21 protein-coding genes are annotated in these 17015 nt (G+C 70.6%); 19 read left to right on the top strand and 2 right to left on the bottom strand.

Annotated elements, in window-relative coordinates:
• Positions 1 to 100: 100 nt before the first annotated feature.
• Positions 101 to 637 (top strand): YcgN family cysteine cluster protein, encoded by a 537-nt coding sequence (locus tag BBX35_RS15575; RefSeq protein WP_067221935.1) that lies wholly within the window; start codon positions 101 to 103, stop codon positions 635 to 637.
• Here BBX35_RS15575 and BBX35_RS23435 read toward each other — a convergent pair.
• Positions 627 to 1268: a hypothetical protein gene (locus BBX35_RS23435; RefSeq protein ID WP_141687872.1), complete on the bottom strand. Its 642-nt coding sequence runs from the start codon at positions 1266 to 1268 to the stop codon at positions 627 to 629. The two genes, BBX35_RS15575 and BBX35_RS23435, sit on opposite strands and share 11 nt — an antisense overlap.
• Before the next feature lie 592 nt (positions 1269 to 1860).
• Between BBX35_RS23435 and BBX35_RS15580 the strand changes: the two genes are divergently transcribed.
• The 14 genes from BBX35_RS15580 to BBX35_RS15640 all read left to right on the top strand — a co-directional run bounded on the left by BBX35_RS15580 (position 1861) and on the right by BBX35_RS15640 (position 10690).
• Positions 1861 to 2634, top strand: coding sequence for a hypothetical protein (locus tag BBX35_RS15580; RefSeq protein ID WP_067221937.1), 774 nt, complete (start codon positions 1861 to 1863; stop codon positions 2632 to 2634).
• On the top strand, positions 2552 to 3856 hold the full coding sequence (locus tag BBX35_RS15585; RefSeq protein WP_083206359.1) for a DNA-packaging protein: 1305 nt from the start codon (positions 2552 to 2554) through the stop codon (positions 3854 to 3856). Before BBX35_RS15580 ends, BBX35_RS15585 begins: the two co-directional genes overlap by 83 nt.
• Positions 3857 to 3971: 115 nt before the next feature.
• The gene (locus BBX35_RS15590) at positions 3972 to 5177 is read left to right on the top strand and encodes a phage portal protein (protein WP_067221940.1); all 1206 of its coding nucleotides are present in this window, start codon (positions 3972 to 3974) and stop codon (positions 5175 to 5177) included.
• Positions 5174 to 5362, top strand: a complete 189-nt coding sequence (locus BBX35_RS15595; protein WP_199270398.1) for a hypothetical protein — start codon at positions 5174 to 5176, stop codon at positions 5360 to 5362. The genes BBX35_RS15590 and BBX35_RS15595 overlap by 4 nt, the downstream gene beginning before the upstream one ends.
• 111 nt (positions 5363 to 5473) lie before the next feature.
• Complete coding sequence (locus tag BBX35_RS23440) at positions 5474 to 5671, top strand: hypothetical protein (RefSeq protein WP_141687873.1); 198 nt, start codon at positions 5474 to 5476, stop codon at positions 5669 to 5671.
• Entirely contained in the window at positions 5668 to 6246 is a 579-nt protein-coding gene (locus BBX35_RS15600) for an HK97 family phage prohead protease (protein WP_244271640.1), read from the top strand. Before BBX35_RS23440 ends, BBX35_RS15600 begins: the two co-directional genes overlap by 4 nt.
• Positions 6247 to 6320: 74 nt before the next feature.
• The gene (locus BBX35_RS15605) at positions 6321 to 7640 is read left to right on the top strand and encodes a phage major capsid protein (protein WP_067221941.1); all 1320 of its coding nucleotides are present in this window, start codon (positions 6321 to 6323) and stop codon (positions 7638 to 7640) included.
• 74 nt (positions 7641 to 7714) lie between these two features.
• The gene (locus BBX35_RS15610; RefSeq protein WP_067221943.1) at positions 7715 to 8284 is read left to right on the top strand and encodes a head-tail connector protein; all 570 of its coding nucleotides are present in this window, start codon (positions 7715 to 7717) and stop codon (positions 8282 to 8284) included.
• On the top strand, positions 8281 to 8613 hold the full coding sequence (locus BBX35_RS15615) for a head-tail adaptor protein (protein ID WP_141687874.1): 333 nt from the start codon (positions 8281 to 8283) through the stop codon (positions 8611 to 8613). Before BBX35_RS15610 ends, BBX35_RS15615 begins: the two co-directional genes overlap by 4 nt.
• Positions 8610 to 9020 carry a DUF3168 domain-containing protein gene (locus BBX35_RS15620; RefSeq protein ID WP_067221946.1) on the top strand — a complete coding sequence of 137 codons (411 nt, stop codon included), beginning with the start codon at positions 8610 to 8612 and terminating at the stop codon, positions 9018 to 9020. Before BBX35_RS15615 ends, BBX35_RS15620 begins: the two co-directional genes overlap by 4 nt.
• Positions 9021 to 9056: 36 nt before the next feature.
• Positions 9057 to 9470 (top strand): phage major tail protein, TP901-1 family, encoded by a 414-nt coding sequence (locus BBX35_RS15625; RefSeq protein ID WP_067221948.1) that lies wholly within the window; start codon positions 9057 to 9059, stop codon positions 9468 to 9470.
• Positions 9471 to 9472: 2 nt separating this feature from the next.
• Positions 9473 to 9841, top strand: coding sequence for a gene transfer agent family protein (locus BBX35_RS15630; protein WP_067221949.1), 369 nt, complete (start codon positions 9473 to 9475; stop codon positions 9839 to 9841).
• Positions 9838 to 10122: a rcc01693 family protein gene (locus BBX35_RS15635; protein WP_279626368.1), complete on the top strand. Its 285-nt coding sequence runs from the start codon at positions 9838 to 9840 to the stop codon at positions 10120 to 10122. Before BBX35_RS15630 ends, BBX35_RS15635 begins: the two co-directional genes overlap by 4 nt.
• On the top strand, positions 10112 to 10690 hold the full coding sequence (locus BBX35_RS15640; RefSeq protein ID WP_067221951.1) for a phage tail tape measure protein: 579 nt from the start codon (positions 10112 to 10114) through the stop codon (positions 10688 to 10690). Before BBX35_RS15635 ends, BBX35_RS15640 begins: the two co-directional genes overlap by 11 nt.
• A 38-nt stretch (positions 10691 to 10728) precedes the next feature.
• Here the strand turns inward: BBX35_RS15640 and BBX35_RS15645 are convergent, their stop codons facing one another.
• Positions 10729 to 10968: an HP1242/YdcH family protein gene (locus BBX35_RS15645; protein WP_067221952.1), complete on the bottom strand. Its 240-nt coding sequence runs from the start codon at positions 10966 to 10968 to the stop codon at positions 10729 to 10731.
• Between the two features lie 114 nt (positions 10969 to 11082).
• Here BBX35_RS15645 and BBX35_RS15650 point away from each other — a divergent pair, with 114 nt between their 5' ends.
• From BBX35_RS15650 to BBX35_RS15665, 4 genes are read left to right on the top strand one after another with little or no spacing between them, the layout of a single operon-like run.
• Entirely contained in the window at positions 11083 to 11739 is a 657-nt protein-coding gene (locus tag BBX35_RS15650) for a phage distal tail protein, Rcc01695 family (RefSeq protein ID WP_067222678.1), read from the top strand.
• A complete protein-coding gene (locus tag BBX35_RS15655) occupies positions 11736 to 12614 on the top strand; it encodes a DUF2163 domain-containing protein (RefSeq protein ID WP_067221954.1) in 879 nt (292 codons plus the stop codon). The genes BBX35_RS15650 and BBX35_RS15655 overlap by 4 nt, the downstream gene beginning before the upstream one ends.
• Positions 12615 to 12652: 38 nt before the next feature.
• The gene (locus BBX35_RS15660) at positions 12653 to 13099 is read left to right on the top strand and encodes an NlpC/P60 family protein (RefSeq protein ID WP_067221956.1); all 447 of its coding nucleotides are present in this window, start codon (positions 12653 to 12655) and stop codon (positions 13097 to 13099) included.
• Entirely contained in the window at positions 13099 to 17007 is a 3909-nt protein-coding gene (locus BBX35_RS15665) for a baseplate multidomain protein megatron (RefSeq protein ID WP_067221957.1), read from the top strand. Before BBX35_RS15660 ends, BBX35_RS15665 begins: the two co-directional genes overlap by 1 nt.
• Positions 17008 to 17015: the final 8 nt, after the last annotated feature.

The following is a 17015-nucleotide window of genomic DNA, read 5'->3' on the forward strand; positions in this document are numbered from 1 at the left end:
TCTTCCGTTCTGCTATGGCCGTGGGCGGGTTCCCGCTGCGGGAGCGACCCGGCGCGATCCGTTTTACCCCCGATCCGCCGGACCTTTCAAGGATGTGCCGGTGGCAGAGCGATCAACAAATCAGGCGGACGAGGCGGCGCACGGCGCAAGCGGGGCCGGCGAACCGTTCTGGAAGGGCAGGCGGCTCGACGAGCTGAACCCGGCCGAGTGGGAAGCCCTGTGCGACGGCTGCGGGCGCTGCTGCCTCAACAAGCTGGAGGACTGGGACACCGGCGAGATCGTCTGGACCTCGCTCGCCTGCACCCTGCTCGACGGCGAGAGCTGCCGCTGCTCGGACTACGACAATCGCTTCGCCACCGTGCCGGACTGCCTGCAGCTCACCGCCGAGCTGGTGCCGACGCTCTCCTGGCTGCCGCCGACCTGTGCCTACCGGCTGGTCGCGGAGGGACGCGACCTCTACTGGTGGCACCCGCTGGTCTCCGGCGACCCGGAAACCGTGCATGCCGCCGGCATCTCGGTGCGCGGGCAGACCTTTCCCGAAGACGGCATCCCGCTGGAAGACTACGAGAACTTCCTCGCCGACTGGCCGGGCGAGAACCCGATGGACGAGAAGATCCGGGTGGGGTTTATCGAGTGAGGGATTGACTATCGACAAAGTATTCCCGTTTTGTGATCAGAATGGCGGGTGATCCCGTTGTGGGGTCGTTTGTCATCTTTACGACCCATCCAGTACTTCCGTCGGAATGCGAAATGTAGTGAACATTCATGAGTTTTACTATTTTCTGATGCCATTCGAAAATATCCCTGAAAATATCTCTGTTATTTGTGTAGTTTTTATTTTTAAGTAGGTTCTTTAATTTTCCTCTGTGCAAAACATCTCCGCACCGTCCGTATAGGATTCCTATCTCTTCCTTTTTTAGATGATCATTCTCTAAAATTTGAGCGACGAAGTTTTTATTCTCATCTCGTCTAAGGTCGATTGGTTGTGGATAGAATTCCGGGTGCAACTTGTTCAGTTCAGAGATTATTTCGTTTGCTTGCCAGCGTTTCCGAAGGCGTTTCGCTCCTACTGTATTTTCATGCGCGACCAAACATCCAAGTGCAATTAGTTCGCAAACAAATCTTAATTGCAAAAAGCAATTCTCTCTCGTTATCTGAATATTTTTACCATATTTCCCATCTAGACTATCTTCAAGGTATTTTAGTCTGATCTTAATTTCGTTCATGAGTGAAATGTATATAGAGCTAGGTTGATCTTTTTCAGCCATCTGACCCTCCATTTCCTGGCGCAACTTTGCCACGACCAGTCGCAACGATCTCTAGGAAAAAAATCCTTGACACCGTAACGGTGGTCGGGTAGGGTTCAGGCATGGTCGCACAGTTGCGGCCTGGCAATGGCGGCGGATCGATTGGTTCGGCCGCCATTTGTGTTTCTGGCGGGTGGTTTGTCGCTCCACCCTCACGGGCGTCTTCCCGGGCAAGCGCAAGCGCGACCCGGGACCGGCGAGGCAGGGCGGTCGCCTCTTTATCTGCGCTCTTTTTATTTGTGCGTTGCTGCAAGGCTCTCGGCTCTCCGATCCCGGCTCTTCGGCCGGGATGACGAGGGGAGAGGGCGGCGTGCCGTCGCTGCCTCTGCTCACCCCCCTCTGTCGGCTGCGCCGACATCTCCCCCTCAAGGGGGGAGAGGGAGCGCGGGGCTCGGTCCGCGCGCCCTCGCCACCGCTCTGGCAGCCAATGGGCACCGGGTCGCGCTGCGCTTGGCCGGGGTGACGGCCGAGGGGAGGCGAGGTCGTGCCTCCATCTCGGGCCGTCTCTCGATCCTTGCCGAACATGATCCCGATATCAAACAGGGAGGAGCCGATGGCCGGTTCAAAGGCGCCAACGGACGGTGCCGCGCAATCCCCGGAAGAGGCCGAAGCCCGAGAGGCGGCGGGCGTTACGACGGCGCGGGCAAAGGCAACGGTCGAGCCGAAGCCGGGGGCGAAGAACGGGGCCGAAGCCAGGGACAAACCGGCACCGGCTGACACCCTGCCGGCCGATCCCGAGGCGCCGAGCGCCAAAACCAAAAAGCCAACCCCGGCGGATGCGGCCGCTCCCGACCGCAAGGTGCCGGTGCATCTGGGCGTCGAGGCCTGGGCGGAGGCGCGGCAGCTCTACGAGAGCGGCGCGCTGGATGTGGACGGGGTGGTGAAGCGGTTCTGCGTCGCCAAGAGCACGGTGCTGCGGCACATCCAGGCGGAAGGCTGGGTGCGCTCGGGCGATGTGCGCGGGCTGATCGCCGCCGGCGACACGCAGGGCCTTGCCTGCCTGGTGGGGCGGCTGGCGGAGGCGTTCGAGCGGCAGGTGGAGGCGATCGAGCTGGAAATCGGCCGCGCCCGCGCCCTGAAGCTGGACCGGGCGGAGGCCTCGCAACTGGCCGAGCGCAACGCCCGCACGCTGGGCAGCCTGGCCCGGACGCTCGACGTCCTGATCGATCTGCGTGGCGGGGTGAGGGAACTGGACCCGGCGGGGAGGGACGAGGATGCACTCAGGCACGAGCTTGCGCAGCGCCTTGACCGCCTGTGCGGCGAAGGGGCGGTTGCCGGACTTCCTGGCGCGGCTGACGGCGGCGGAGCTGCGGTTCCTGCGCCATGACTGGACGATCTGGGCGCACGAGCACCAGCTGCCGCCGCAGGGCGACTGGCGGGTGTGGCTGCTGCTCGGCGGGCGCGGCGCCGGCAAGACCCGCGCCGGAGCCGAATGGCTGCGCGCGGCGGTGAATGCGGCGGCGCGCCAGGGACGGGGTGGCGAACTGCGCATCGCGCTGGTCGGCGAAACGCAGATGGATGCGCGCGAGGTGATGGTGGAGGGGATCTCCGGCCTGCTCGGCGTGCACCCGGCCTCGGAGCGGCCGCAATGGCTGCCCTCGCGCCGGCGGCTGGAATGGCCGTGCGGGGCGGTGGCGCAGGTGTTTTCCTCCGAGGACCCGGACGCGCTGCGCGGGCCGCAATTCGAGATGGCCTGGTGCGACGAGCTGGCCAAGTGGCGGCATGTGCAGGAGACCTGGGACATGCTGCAATTCGGTCTGCGGCTCGGCACCCATCCGCGCCAGCTGGTGACCACGACGCCGCGACCGATCCCGCTCCTGAAGCGGCTGATCGGGGACGAGGGCACCGTGGTGACCCGCGCGGCGACGGAAGCCAACGCGGCGCATCTGGCCAAGGGCTTCATCACCGCGATCCGCGCCCGCTATCGCGGCACGCGGCTGGCGCGGCAGGAACTGGACGGCGAGATCGTCGGCGAGCGCGAGGGCGCGATGTGGAGCCGCGACGCGCTGGAGCGCTGCCGCACTGACCGGCGGCCGGACGAGCTCACCCGCATCGTCGTCGCGGTCGATCCGCCGGCGGGCTCGTCCCGCCGCTCGGACGCCTGCGGCATCGTTGCGGCCGGCATCGATGCGGCAGGCATCGTCCATGTGCTGGCGGATGCGAGCGTGCGGGCGGCAAAGCCGGCGCGCTGGGCCCGGGCGGCGGTGGAGCTGTGGCGGACGCTCGGTGCCGACTGCCTGGTCGCCGAGGTGAACCAGGGCGGCGAGATGGTGGGCGCGGTGATCAACGGAGTCGACCCGGGCGTGCCCGTCGCCGAGGTGCGGGCGCGGCGGGGCAAGTGGCTGCGCGCCGAACCGGTCGCCATGCTCTACGAGCAGGGCCGGGTGCGCCATGTCGGCGCCTTTCCCGAACTCGAAGACGAGATGGCGGAATTCACCTCCGACGGGCTGTCGGCCGGCCACTCGCCCGACCGGCTCGACGCGCTGGTCTATGCGCTGCACGAGCTGGCGTTGAAGCCGCTCGCCAGCCCGCGCCTGCGCAGTCTGTAGGACCCGCCGCACCGCGTTGAATCACGATGCGAGGCACCTCGATCGATCTGTTTGAATCGATGTCTCAGGCAGCGGAATCACTTTCTCAAGTCGACCGGAAAAAGGATGCGCGATCATGGGGTTGCGAGGCCTGCTTGATTCTGTTCTTCGACCCGCGACCGAGGCCAAGGCCTCGCGCGCGGGGCCCTTGCTGGCGCTCTCGGGCGGCGGACGCGCGGTGTGGACGCCGCGCGATTATGCGGCGCTCGCCCGCGAGGGATATGCGCGAAACCCGGTGGTGCACCGGGCCGTGCGCATGGTGGCTGAGGCGGCGGCCAGCGTGCCGCTGGTGCTCTACGAGGGGGCGCGCGAGCTCGACACGCATCCGCTGCTGGACCTGCTGTCGCGGCCCTCGCCGGGCCAGTCCGGGCAGGGGCTGCTGGAGGAAATTCACGGCTACCTGCAGGTCGCCGGCAATGCCTATCTGGAGAGGGTCGATATCGACGGCAGGGCGCGCGAGCTGCACGCGCTGCGGCCCGACCGGGTGCGCGTGGTGCCGGGGCGCGACGGCTGGCCGGAGGCGTTCGATTACACGGTCGCCGGGCGCACGGTGCGCTTTCCCGCCGACCCGCGCGACGGCCATCCTTCGGTGCTGCATCTGAAGGTGTTCCACCCGCTAAACGATCACTATGGCTTTGCTCCGCTGGAGGCGGCGCAGGTGAGCCTCGACCTGCACAACGCCGCCGGGGCCTGGAACAAGGCGCTGCTCGACAATGCGGCGCGGCCCTCCGGCGCGCTGGTCTATGGCGGGGCGGATGCGGCGAACCTGACCGACGAGCAGTTCGACCGGCTGAAGGGTGAGCTGGAGGCCGGCTACCAGGGGCCGGCCAATGCGGGGCGGCCGCTGCTGCTGGAAGGCGGGCTCGACTGGAAGCCGATGGGCTTCACCCCGCGCGACATGGATTTCATCGAGGCGAAGAACCAGGCGGCGCGCGAAATCGCGCTCGCCTTCGGCGTGCCGCCGATGCTGCTGGCGATCCCCGGCGACAACACCTTTGCCAACTACCAGGAGGCCAACCGCGCCTTCTGGCGCCAGACCGTGCTGCCGCTGGCCGCGCGCGTCGGCGAGGCGTTGGCGCGGTGGCTGTCCCCTCGCGAGGGGGCGGACCTGCGGCTGGTGCCCGATGCCGATGCCATCGAGGCGCTGTCGGCGGAGCGCGCGGCCCTGTGGGAGCGGGTCGAGCGGGCCTCGTTCCTGACGCGAGCCGAGAAGCGGCAGGCGGTCGGCTACGGCGCGGAAGAAGATGGCTCCGGGGCTTCGGGGGCGGGCGAGGGCGCATGATGGAGCCGGCACTGCGCGAGGTGGCGGCTCGCGGGGACCTTGCCCATCTGGTGCTGCTGCTATGGGCGGGCTCCTCGTCGAGCCTGCTGGTGTGGAGCTTGCGCGAGATGGTGCGCTCCAACCGCCGCTTCGACGATTTCGTCGAGGCCATCGCCCGGCTCAACCGGATGATCGGCGACGAGTAGGGGGCTGCCGCTCACCCCCCTCTGTCGGCTGCGCCGACATCTCCCCCTCAAGGGGGGAGAGGGGAGCGCAGACCGCTCGCATTTCGAATTCACCAAAGGGAGATCCAGATCATGACGCACCGTGTTGGGGCGCGCGCGGTCGCGCGCGTGCCCGGTTTCCAGACATCAGGTTCCCGGATGTCCGCATCGGAGGCGATCCGCTGCGCGCCGCATGTGAAGCGGGCGCACCGGGCCGTGTTCGCTCGCTTCGTGCTGGTGCTGCGCGCCGCCGTCGAAAGAAGCGCGGTGAGCGCCGGGGCCGGCGCATGAGCCGGGCGCAGACCGAAAGCCCGGTGAAGCGGGACGGCGCCGCGCTGGCGATGCGGGCACTGGCGGCAGGACGCTTCGGCCGCGACGGCGGCGGGGCGGAGCCGAAGGGCGGGCGGGCTCTCGTCCGGCCGACGCGCATTTCCGGCTATGCCAGCGTCTTCGGCGCGCCGGACGATGCGCTCGACATGGTGATGCGCGGTGCCTTCCGCCGCAGCCTCGCCGAGCGCGGGGCGCACGGCATCCGCTTCCTGTGGCAGCACGATCCGGCACGGCCCATCGGCGTGTGGGACAGCGCCAGGGAAGACGCCCATGGGCTGTATCTCAGCGGGCGCCTCGTCACCGACACGCGCACGGGCCGCGATGCCGCGGCGCTGGTGGCAGCCGGCGCGCTGGACGGGCTCTCCATCGGCTTTCGCACCCGCTCCGCCCGCCGCGATCCGCAGAGCGGGCTGCGGCGGATCTTCGACATCGACCTGTGGGAGGTGTCGCTCGTGACCTTCCCGCTGCACCCGATGGCCCGGCTCGACGCCGGGTCCACTGCCACGAGCCGCGCGCCGGGCGCGCTCGACTCGTGAGGCGGCCGCAGGGCCGTCCGACCGGCGCTGGCAGCGCCGGGCCTCTCAACCAGGGCAATGGAGTTTCGCAGATCATGACCAGCAGCAATCCCCGTCCGGCCGAGCAGCCGGCGCTGACGCGCCACGCCCCCGAAACCAAGGCGGTGACCGGACGCGGCGCCGCGCCTGCCGCAAGCGCCGGACTGGAGCGCGAGCTCGACGAGATGCGCGCCGCCTTCACCGCGTTTCGCGAGGTGAACGACGAGCGCCTGTCGGAGATCGAGCAGCGCGGCAGCACCGACGTGCTGACCGGCGACAAGCTCGCCCGCATCGAGGCGGAGATCGACCGCCAGCAGCAGCGCCTCGACGCGCTGGCGCTGAAGGCGGCCCGTCCCCCGCGCGAGGGCGAAGCGATCGGTACCCGGACCCGCGAGAGCGCGGCGGCCGGCGAGCACCGGGCGGGCTTCCTCGCCTATATGCGCAAGGGCCAGGAGGAGGGCCTGCGCTCGCTCGAGCAGAAGGCGCTGTCGACGGGCTCCGACCCCGACGGCGGCTATCTGGTGCCGGAGGAGACGGAGGCCGGCATCCTGCGCCGGATGACGTCGGTCTCGCCGATCCGCGCCATCGCCGGCTCGCGCCAGGTCTCGTCCAGCGTCTTCAAGAAGCCGTTCTCGATCTCCGGCCCGCAGTCGGGCTGGGTGGCGGAAACGGCGGCGCGGCCCGAGACCGGCTCGCCGACGCTGGCCGAACTCGCCTTCCCGACGATGGAGCTCTACGCCATGCCGGCGGCGACCGCCTCGCTGCTCGACGATGCGGCGGTCGATATCGACGCCTGGATCGCCGAGGAGGTGGAACAGGCCTTCGCCGAGCAGGAGGGGGCGGCTTTCGTGGCCGGCAACGGCGTCAACCGGCCGCGCGGCTTCCTCGACTATCCGCAGGTGGCGGAAAGCGCCTGGAGCTGGGGCAATGTCGGCACCCTGTCGACCGGCGTCGATGCGGCATTCCCGGCCACCGAGCCGAGCGACGTGCTGATCGACCTCGTCTATGCGCTGAAGGCCGGCTACCGCCAGAACGCCCGCTTCGTGATGAACCGGCGCACGCAGGGCGTGCTGCGCAAGATGAAGGACGGCGACGGCAACTACCTGTGGCAGCCGCCGGCGAGCCTCGGCGCTCCGGCAACGCTCATGAGCTTCCCCGTCACCGAGGCCGAGGACATGCCGGACATCGCCGCGGGCGCGCCGGCCATCGCCTTCGGCGACTTCCGCCGGGGCTATCTGGTGGTCGACCGGGCCGGGGTGCGCATCCTGCGCGATCCCTATTCGGCCAAGCCCTACGTGCTGTTCTACACGACCAAGCGCGTGGGCGGCGGCATGCAGGACTTCGACGCGATCAAGCTGCTGGTCTTCGCCGCGTAACGGCGGCGGGGAACGCGCCGGGCGGGGACAGCTTCCCGCCCGGTGATGCGGAACGGACAGCGGATGGGGATGCGATGACCGCGATCGTGACGACGCCGCCGGCAGTGGAGCCGGTGACGCTGGAGGAGGCGCGCGCCCAGCTGCGCGTGACAACCAGCGAGGAAGACGCGCTGCTCGGCCGGCTGATCGCCGCCGCGCGCGGGCAGATCGAGCTGGCAACGCGCCGGGCGCTGATCACGCAGGGCTGGCGGCTCTATCTGGACGCCTGGCCGTCCGGTCGGGTGGTGCGGCTGCCGGTCGCCCCGGTCGCCTCGGTGGAGGCGGTCACCGTCTATGACGGCGACGGGCTGCCGGTGGCGCTGGATCCGGGCGACTACCGCCTGGAGGCGGCAACCAGCCCGCCACGGCTGAAGGTGGCAGCGGGCGCGCCGGCCGGGCTCAAAGGCTTCAACGGCATCGAGATCGACTTCACCGCCGGATACGGGGCGGAGACGAGCGCGGTGCCGGGGCCGCTGCGCCAGGCGGTGCTGCTGCTCGTCGCCCACTGGTTCGAGCATCGCGAGCCGGGACTGGATCCGGCCGCGCTCGGCCTGCCGCCGGCGGTCGCAAGCCTTGCCGGCAGCTACCGGATGCTGCGGCTGTGAGGGCGGCGGCAGGAGCAGGCCCGCTCGACCGCGCGATGCGGCTGGAGCGGCCCGAGCGGATCGAGGCGGGGGACGGCGAGGCGCAGACGATCTTCACCGACACCGGCCTCGTCTTCGTGGAACTGGCGCCGGCGAGCCTTGCCGAGCGGCAGGCGGGCGGACGGCACGACGGCATCGCCACCCATGTGGCGCGGCTGCGCACCGGCACGGGCATTGCCGGCGGCTGGCGGCTGAGCGAAGGCGCGCGGCGCTTCCGCGTGCTCGCCGTCGACGACACGGCAAGGCGGAGCGGGTTTGTCGCCTGCCTCATCGAGGAGGAGGGACGATGAGCGCGCAGGGCGACTTGCGGGCGGCGCTGGTGAAGGCCTTGCGCGCGGATGCCGATCTAACCGCGCTGACGGGGGGCGAGCGGGTGCATGACGGAGCACCGCGCGGGGGTGCGCATCCTTTCATCGAACTCGGCCCCATCGTCTCGCGGCCGTTGCTTTCGAGCGCGGAGGAGGGCGAAGAGCACGAGGCGGAGATCCTGGTGCATTCCCGCAAGGAGGCGCGCGGCGAGGTTGCCGCGCTGATGGCGGCGGCTCGCGAGGCGGTGCTGAACGGCACGGCCGGATTTCTCGACGGGCATGTGCTGGTCAATGCGGGCGCGATGGACGAGCGCAGCGAGCGGCTGGCCGACGGACGGACCTGGCGCGGCCGGCTGCGGCTGCGGCTGGTGAGCGAGCCGGCGGACTAGAACGCGGATCAGGGCGACAGGGAAAAGGAGGCGGAGATGGCCGCACAGGCAGGCAGGAACCTTTTGCTGAAATGCGATGCGACTGGAAGCGGGAGCTTCGTCACCATGGCCGGGCTGAAGGCGCGGCGCATCGCGCTCAACGCCGGCAGCGTCGACATCACCGACGGCGACAGTTTCGGGCGCTGGCGCGAGCTGCTGTCGGGCGCCGGCACCCGCTCGGCCAGCATCTCGGGCGGCGGCATCTTCCGCGACAAGGCGGCGGACGGGACCGTGCGGGCGATGTTCTTCGACGGGACGATCCGCACCTGGCAGGTGGTGGTGCCGGATTTCGGCACGATCAGCGGACCGTTCCAGGTGAGCGCGCTCGACTATGCCGGCACCCATGACGGCGAGGTGACCTATGAGCTGGCGCTGGAATCGGCCGGCGAAATCACCTTCACGGCGGCCTGACCATGGGACGGGACAACGGATTGCCGGCGAACCGCCATCGCGGCGAAGTGGCGGCACGGCTCGGCGGACGCAATCGCCGGCTGGTGCTGACGCTGGGCGCGCTGGCGGAGCTGGAAGCGGCCTATGGGGCTGAGGACATGGCGGCGCTCACCGAGCGCTTCGCCGAGGCGCGGCTTTCGGCGCGCGACGTGATCCGCATCCTCGGGGCCGGCCTGCGCGGCGCCGGCGAGGAGATCTGCGACGAGGAGGTGGCGCGGCTGGACCATGCCGATGGCGTGGCCGGGCTGGCGTTGCTGTCGGCGGAGCTGCTGCACGCGACCTTTGCCGGCAGCGCCGATGCGGCCGGAGACGAGACGCCGCCGGACCCTTGAGCGCCGCGTCCGCCGGGCCGCAGGCGGGCGCGGGCGAACGGCGGCCCTTTCCCTGGAACGAGGCGATGGGCCTGTGCATGGGCCGGCTCGGCTGGTCGCCGGACAGCTTCTGGCGGGCAACGCCGCGCGAGCTGGCGGCGGTGCTGGCCGGTCTCAAGGGTAGCAATACGCGCGATCTGCGCCCGCTGGCGCGAGCCGGGCTGGAGGCGTTGATGCAGCGCTTCCCCGATGCGGCGGCGGGCAGGGGCACGGAACGGCAGGAGGGCGGCGATGAGCGCTGAGGGACTGGAGCTGGACGAGGCGGAGCGGCTGCGCGCCGCCATGGAGGATGTTCGCAGCGCCTCGCGCGATGCGGCCGGCGTGCTGTCGCGCGGGCTGCGCCAGGCGCTGGTCGACGGCCGCTCGCTGGAGCAGGTGCTGCGGTCGGCGGCGCTGTCGTTGTCGAACCGGGCCCTGAGCGCAGCGCTGGCGCCGGTGGAGCAGGGGATCTCCAGCGGGATCTCCGGCCTTGCCGGGCAGCTGTTCTCGGGGCTTGCGTCGGGATTTTCGGGCGGGGGCATCCTGCCCTTCGCCAAGGGCGGTGTCGTTGCCGCGCCCGGCTATTTCCCGCTGCCGGGAGGCGGCGCGGATGCGCTGGGGCTGATGGGCGAGGCGGGTGCGGAGGCGGTGCTGCCACTGTCGCGCGATGCCAGCGGGCGGCTGGGCGTTGCCGCAGGCGGCGGCGGACAGGCGACGCCGCAGATCGTCTTCAATGTGGAGGCGAGGGACGCGGAAAGCTTCGCACGTTCGGAAGCGCAGATCGCAACAATGGTTGCCCGCGCCGTCGGACGGGGACGGCGCGGGCTTTGACGTCGGGCCTGAAGAGGAGGGGCTCAGACACCGGCGTTTCAGGTGGCGGCGAGCATCGCCGCGATTTCGTCCTTCAGGTGAAGGCGCTGCTTCTTGAGGTCTTCCAGGGCCTCGTCGGAGGCCGGGGTCACATCGGTCTCTATCCGGTGAATCTCCCGGTTGACGTCGTGGTAGCTGTCGGCGAGCCGCGCGAAATGGCCGTTGGAAACCTTCAGCTCGTGCAAGGCAGCGACCTTGTCCGGGAATTCCTCGTGCAACTCGTGGGGAACATGACTCATGTCCGGTAGATCTCCTGTGACGCGAAGACACTGCCCCGCCGTGGCGGAGCGAACCTTGAGGAAGATCAAACTCGCGGCATTTCTTTCCAACAATCGCAAATGGGGGGCGCTGCGATGACGCCCGGCTTCATCGAGGAACGCTTTCCGCTCGGCGTCGCCTTCGGCGCCAGCGGCGGGCCGCAATGGCGCACGGAAGTGGTGACGCTGGCCTCCGGCGCCGAGATGCGCAACGCCCGCTGGGCCGGGTCGAGACGGCGCTACGATGCCGGCAGCGGCGTGCGCTCGCTCGCCGACCTGCAGGAAGTGGCCGGCTTCTTCGAGCGCATGCGCGGGCGGCTGATCGGCTTCCGCTTCCGCGATCCCTTCGACAACCTGTCTGCGGCGACCGGCAACACGGTCGGCCCGCTCGATTGCCGGATCGGCACGGGCGACGGGACGCGGGTAGAGTTTCCGCTCGCCAAGAGCTACGGGGCGGGCGAGGGCGCGGCGCTGCGGCGGATCGAAAAGCCGGTGGCCGGCTCCGTACGGGTCGCGGTCGGCGGCTCTGAGCTTGCCGAGGGGGCGGGGTTCACCTGCGATCCGGCGAGCGGGCTGGTGGTGCTGGCAACCGCTCCTGCGCCGGGCGCGGCGGTGACGGCGGGCTTTCGCTTCGACGTGCCGGTGCGCTTCGACACCGACCGGCTGGAGCTGAGCCTGACCCATTTCGAGGCCGGGCGCGTGCCGACGATCCCGCTCGTGGAGATCACGCCGGACGGGGGAGAGGCGCCATGAGGACGGTTCCTCCGGGACTGGCCGCGCGCGCGGGCGCGCAGGCAACAACACTCGCCACCTGCTGGCGGCTGACACGGGTCGACGGCACGGTGCTCGGCTTCACCGATCACGACAGGGTGCTCGCCTTCGAGGGGACGGAGTTTCGGCCCGAACTGGGCTTCGAGGCGAGCGCCACGGACATGGCGCCCGATTTCGCCACCGGCACCAGCGAGGCGGCCGGCATCCTCGCCTCCGACCGGATCGCCGAAGCGGATCTTGCCGCCGGACTGTGGGACGGCGGGCGGGTCGAGATCTTCCTAGTCGACTGGCAGGCGCCGGAGCACCGGATGCTGCTGCGCCGCGCCGTCATCGGCGAGGTGACGCGGGCGGGCAATGCCTTTCGCGCCGAGCTGCGCGGGCTGGCGCATCTGCTCGACATCCCGCAGGGGCGGGTGTTCTCGCATCTGTGCGATGCCGATCTCGGCGACGGGCGCTGCGGTGTGGATCTCGTTGCCGGCGGCTTCCGGCTGGAAGGCACGGTGGCGGCGGGTTCGACCGCCGGGCGGATCAGGGTGGACGGCATTGCCGGGCCGCCGCGCGACTGGTTTGCCGGCGGGCGGCTGGAAGTCGGCGGGCACGTCGGCGAGGTGGTCTCCGACCGGGTCGAGGAGGGGCTGCGGATCGTCGAGCTGATGACGCCTTTGCCCGCACAGGTGGCTGCCGGTGCGGCCGTGCAGCTCACCGCCGGCTGCGACAAGCGCTTCGCCAGTTGCCGCGAGAAATTCGCCAACGCGCTCAACTTCCAGGGTTTTCCGCACATGCCGGGCTCCGAACGGGTGCTGGCCTATCCGAGCCGCGGCGCGGCGGAGAACGACGGCGGCGCGCTGGTGCGCTGACACTTTCACGAAGACTGGGACACTACGGGAGGCACGTCATGGTGCTGCGAAGCGACATCCTTTGCGAGGCGCGGCGCTGGATCGGCACGCCCTATCGCCACCAGGGCAGCTGCCGGGGCGCGGGCTGCGATTGCCTGGGCCTTGTGCGCGGGGTGTGGCGGGCGATCCACGGCACGGAGCCGGAGGCACCGCCCCCTTACAGCCGCGACTGGGCCGAGGCGGATGCGCGCGAGACGCTGCTCGCCGCCGCGCGCCGCCACATGGAGGAGCGCCCGCTCGCCGAGGCGCGGCCGGGCGACGTGCTGCTGTTCCGCTGGCGCGACGGGGCGCCGGTGAAGCATGCGGGCTTTCTCTCCAGCGATCTGGCGGGCGCAGAGCCTGCGATGATCCACGCCTATGAAGGCCTGTCGGTCTCCGAAAGTCCGCTGGTGCCGGCCTGGCGGCGTCGGATCGCCGCCGTCTTCGCCTTTCCGGGAGCACGCTGATGGCAACGCTCGTTCTGGCGGCCGCCGGCAAGGCGCTGGGCGCGGCCTTTCTCGGCAGCACCGGCGCGATCCTCGGCCAGGCGGCCGGCGCGCTGGCGGGCCATGCGCTCGACCAGCGGCTGTTCGGCCAGACACGCACCATCGAGGGGCGGCGGCTGTCGGATCTTTCCGTGCAGTCCTCGGCGGAAGGCGCGCCGCTGCCGCTGGTCTATGGTCGGGTGCGGCTGGCCGGGCAGGTGGTCTGGGCGACCCGCTTCGAGGAGGAGGTGCGCGAGGAAACCACCGGCGGCAAGGGCGGCGGGAGCAGCACGCGGGTGCGCAGCTACCGCTATCACGCAAGCTTTGCCGTGGCGTTGTGCCAGGGGCCGATCTCGCATGTCGGGGCGATCTGGGCGGACGGCAAGCCGATGGAGCTGACCGGCGTGACCTGGCGGCTCTACAAGGGCGAGGCGGACCAGCCGCCGGACCCGCTGATCGCGGCGCTGCAGGAGGCGACGCCCGCCTATCGCGGCACCGCCTATGCGGTGTTCGAGCGGCTGCCGCTGGAGGAATTCGGCGACCGGTTGCCGCAGCTGACCTTCGAGGTGGTGCGCGCTGTCGAGCCGCTGGAGGAGATGGTGCGGGCGGTGACGATCATCCCCGGTGCGGGCGAATTCGTCTACGAGCCGGCGGAAGTGACCTGGACGGTGCGGCCGGGCGTCTCCGAACGCGCCAACCGTCACGTCTCCCATGCGCCGAGCAACTGGTCCGCTTCCGTCGACGAATTGCAGGCGCTGTGCCCGAACCTGGAGCAGGTGGCGCTGGTGACCGCATGGTTCGGCGACGACCTGCGTGCCGGCCACTGCACGATCCGACCGAAGGTGGAAACGCGCGGCCGCCAGACGCGCGGCGCCACATGGCGGGTCGCGGGTCTTTCCGGCGCGGTGGCCGAGGAGGTGAGCCGGCACGAGGGCCTGCCTGCCTATGGCGGCACGCCGTCGGATGCGAGCGTCGTGCGGGCGATCCGCGACCTGAAGGCGCGCGGGCTGAAGGTGGCGCTCTACCCCTTCCTGCTGATGGACGTGCCGCCCGGCAACGCTCTCCCCGACCCTTACGGCGGGGGCGAACAGGCGCCGCATCCCTGGCGCGGGCGCATCACCGGCGCGCTTGCTCCCGGCCTCGACGGGTCGCCGGACGGAACGGCGGCAGCACACGCCGAGATCGCCGCCTTTGCCGGCACTTCGCATGCGGGGCAGTTCTCGCCGTCAGGCGACGGTGTGTCGTATCTCGGCCCCAACGAGTGGAGCTATCGCCGCTTCGTGTTGCATCACGCGGCGCTCGCCAAGGCGGCCGGCGGGGTCGATGCCTTCCTGATCGGCTCGGAAATGCGCGGCCTGACGCGGCTTTGCGACGCGCCCGGCAGCTTCCCCTTCGTCGAGGTGCTGCGCCAGCTGGCCGGTGAGGTGCGCACGCTGCTGCCCGAAGCGGCGATCACCTATGCGGCCGACTGGAGCGAATATGGCGGCTACCAGCGCGGGAGCGGTGAGCTGCGCTTTCCGCTCGATCCGCTGTGGGCCGATCCGCAGATCGATGCGGTGGGCATCGATGCGTATTTTCCACTCGCCGACCAGCGCGAGGACGGCGACCCGGACGGCACTGTCGACCCCTACGACATCGCCGCGCTGGCCGGGGCGGTCGAGGGCGGCGAGGATTACGACTGGTACTATGCGAGCGAGGCGGACCGGCGCGCAGGCCTCCGCTCCCCGATCAGCGACGGGGCGCACGGCAAGCCCTGGGTGTACCGCGCCAAGGACCTGAACGGCTGGTGGTCGAACCCGCATGTGGAGCGGGTCGGCGGTGCGGAGACCGGCACGCCGACGCCCTGGGTGCCGCAGTCCAAGCCGATCTGGCTGACGGAGCTGGGCGTGCCGGCGATCAGCCGCGGCGCCAACCAGCCGAATGTCTTCTTCGACGCGAAATCCTCCGAATCCGCCTGGCCGCGCTTTTCCGACGGCGGGCGCGACGACCTGATCCAGCGCCGGGCGCTGGAGGCGGTGATCGGCCGCTGGTCGGGATGGCATCCGGAGCTCGGCGCCGGCGACAACCCGCTCTCGCCGCTCTATGGCGGCCCGATGGTCGATCCGGCGCGCATCCACCTGTGGGCCTGGGACGCGCGGCCGTTTCCGGCCTTTCCGACGGCAACGGACCTGTGGGCAGATGGCAGCAACTGGCGCGCCGGCCACTGGCTGAACGGCCGGCTGGGCGGGCTGTCGCTGGCCGGGTTGGTGCGGGCGATCGCCGCAGATTTCGGCCTGCCGGACGATCTGATCCGGCTCGGCGGCCTCTCCGGCACGCTGGACGGGATCGCGCTGGCCGGGCCCGTGGCGCCGCGCGACGTGCTGGCGCCGCTGATCGAGGCACATGGCGCGCTTGCCGTCGACCGGGGCGATGCGCTGGCGCTGCTGCCGGCCTGGTCGCCGGCCGTCACTGAGCTGGATGCGGGCGGGATCCTGGCCGGCGATGCCGACCGCCCGGCGCTGTCGCTGCGGCGAAGCGAGACGGCGGACCTGCCGGCGGAGGTGCGGATTGCCGCGCGCGATGCGACCCGCGAGCACCGACGCTTCGTCGTGTCCTCGCGCCGGATCGAGGGGCATGGCGCGCGGGTGGAGGAACTGGATCTCGGTGCGGCGCTCGACCCGGCGCTGGCCGCGGGACTCGCCGACCGGCTGCTGATGCGGCGCTGGAACGAGCGCGAGGAGGCGCAGCTGGCGCTGCCTCCGGGGCGGCTGGAACCGGAGGCCGGCGATGTGGTGCGCCTTGCCGCCGACCCCCTGCTGGGGCGCGAGGAGGCGCTCGACATCCGCATCGACGGCGTGGAGGAGGCAGCGGGGCGCCGGCTGACCGGCAGGGTGGTGCGCCGGCCGCCACCGAGCGCGGCCCGCGCCATCGGCGGCGAGGCGCGTCCGCGCAGCATCACCGCAACGGCCGGCGGGGTGGAGGCGGTGATCCTCGACCTGCCACCGCTGCCCGGCGACAGCGCGCCGCAGGCTCCGCGTCTGGCCGTGTTCAGCGCGCCCTGGCCGGGGGCGGTCGACGTCTATCGCTGGCGCGACGGCCTGTCGCCGATGCGCCATGCACGGGCCGAAAGTCCGGCGCTGATCGGCACGCTGGTGACCGAGCTGCCGCCTGGGCCGGTGGCGATCTGGGACCGGGGCAGCCGGCCGGTGGTGGAGATTTCCGGCGGCACCCTGTCCTCGGCGAGCGAGGAGGCGGTGTTGTCGGGGGGCAATGCGCTGGCGGTGCTGGGCGCGGCCGGCGGGCTGGAGGTGCTGCAATTCGCCAGCGCCGAACTGGTCGGCCCGCGCCGCTACCGCCTGTCGATGCTGCTGCGCGGCCAGCAGGGAACGGAAGAGGCGGCGCGCGCGCCGACGCCGGCCGGCAGCCGGGTGGTGCTGATCGACGACGCGCTGCTGCCGCTGCCGCTGACCCTCGACGAGATCGGCATCGGCTTTTCCTATGCGGCGCTGCCGGCGGGACACGCGCTCGACAGTCTCGCCCGCATCGATCTTGCCCATACGGCGACCGCGCGCGGGCTGATGCCTTTCGCACCGGTGCATGGCCGCGCGCGGCGGCTTGCGGGCGGCGAGGTGCGGTTCGAGTGGATCCGCCGCACGCGCATCGGCGGCGACGGCTGGCGCGAGGGCGATGTGCCGCTCAGCGAGGAGCGCGAGGAGTATCTCGCCGAACTGCTGGACGAGGGCGGCATTGCCCGCTGGTCGGCGACCGTCACAAGCCCCGAGGCGGTGCTGACGGCAGCGCAGGAAACGGCCGCCTTCGGCGGACCGCAGGCGGTCTTCCGGCTTCGGGTCCAGCAGGTTTCGGCCAGTACGGGGCCGGGGCTCGCGGGCCTTTTCGAGCTGCAGCCCTGATTTCCCAA

It is taken from the genome of Stappia indica, assembly GCF_001696535.1.
GTDB lineage: Bacteria > Pseudomonadota > Alphaproteobacteria > Rhizobiales > Stappiaceae > Stappia > Stappia indica.

Coding starts and splice junctions, on each gene's coding strand:
- BBX35_RS23435 (WP_141687872.1), bottom strand. CDS start 1,268: ATGGCTGAAAAAGATCAACCTAGCTCTATATACATTTCACTCATGAAC.
- BBX35_RS15580 (WP_067221937.1), top strand. CDS start 1,861: ATGGCCGGTTCAAAGGCGCCAACGGACGGTGCCGCGCAATCCCCGGAA.
- BBX35_RS15590 (WP_067221940.1), top strand. CDS start 3,972: ATGGGGTTGCGAGGCCTGCTTGATTCTGTTCTTCGACCCGCGACCGAG.
- BBX35_RS15595 (WP_199270398.1), top strand. CDS start 5,174: ATGATGGAGCCGGCACTGCGCGAGGTGGCGGCTCGCGGGGACCTTGCC.
- BBX35_RS23440 (WP_141687873.1), top strand. CDS start 5,474: ATGACGCACCGTGTTGGGGCGCGCGCGGTCGCGCGCGTGCCCGGTTTC.
- BBX35_RS15600 (WP_244271640.1), top strand. CDS start 5,668: ATGAGCCGGGCGCAGACCGAAAGCCCGGTGAAGCGGGACGGCGCCGCG.
- BBX35_RS15605 (WP_067221941.1), top strand. CDS start 6,321: ATGACCAGCAGCAATCCCCGTCCGGCCGAGCAGCCGGCGCTGACGCGC.
- BBX35_RS15610 (WP_067221943.1), top strand. CDS start 7,715: ATGACCGCGATCGTGACGACGCCGCCGGCAGTGGAGCCGGTGACGCTG.
- BBX35_RS15620 (WP_067221946.1), top strand. CDS start 8,610: ATGAGCGCGCAGGGCGACTTGCGGGCGGCGCTGGTGAAGGCCTTGCGC.
- BBX35_RS15625 (WP_067221948.1), top strand. CDS start 9,057: ATGGCCGCACAGGCAGGCAGGAACCTTTTGCTGAAATGCGATGCGACT.
- BBX35_RS15630 (WP_067221949.1), top strand. CDS start 9,473: ATGGGACGGGACAACGGATTGCCGGCGAACCGCCATCGCGGCGAAGTG.
- BBX35_RS15640 (WP_067221951.1), top strand. CDS start 10,112: ATGAGCGCTGAGGGACTGGAGCTGGACGAGGCGGAGCGGCTGCGCGCC.
- BBX35_RS15645 (WP_067221952.1), bottom strand. CDS start 10,968: ATGAGTCATGTTCCCCACGAGTTGCACGAGGAATTCCCGGACAAGGTC.
- BBX35_RS15650 (WP_067222678.1), top strand. CDS start 11,083: ATGACGCCCGGCTTCATCGAGGAACGCTTTCCGCTCGGCGTCGCCTTC.
- BBX35_RS15655 (WP_067221954.1), top strand. CDS start 11,736: ATGAGGACGGTTCCTCCGGGACTGGCCGCGCGCGCGGGCGCGCAGGCA.
- BBX35_RS15660 (WP_067221956.1), top strand. CDS start 12,653: ATGGTGCTGCGAAGCGACATCCTTTGCGAGGCGCGGCGCTGGATCGGC.
- BBX35_RS15665 (WP_067221957.1), top strand. CDS start 13,099: ATGGCAACGCTCGTTCTGGCGGCCGCCGGCAAGGCGCTGGGCGCGGCC.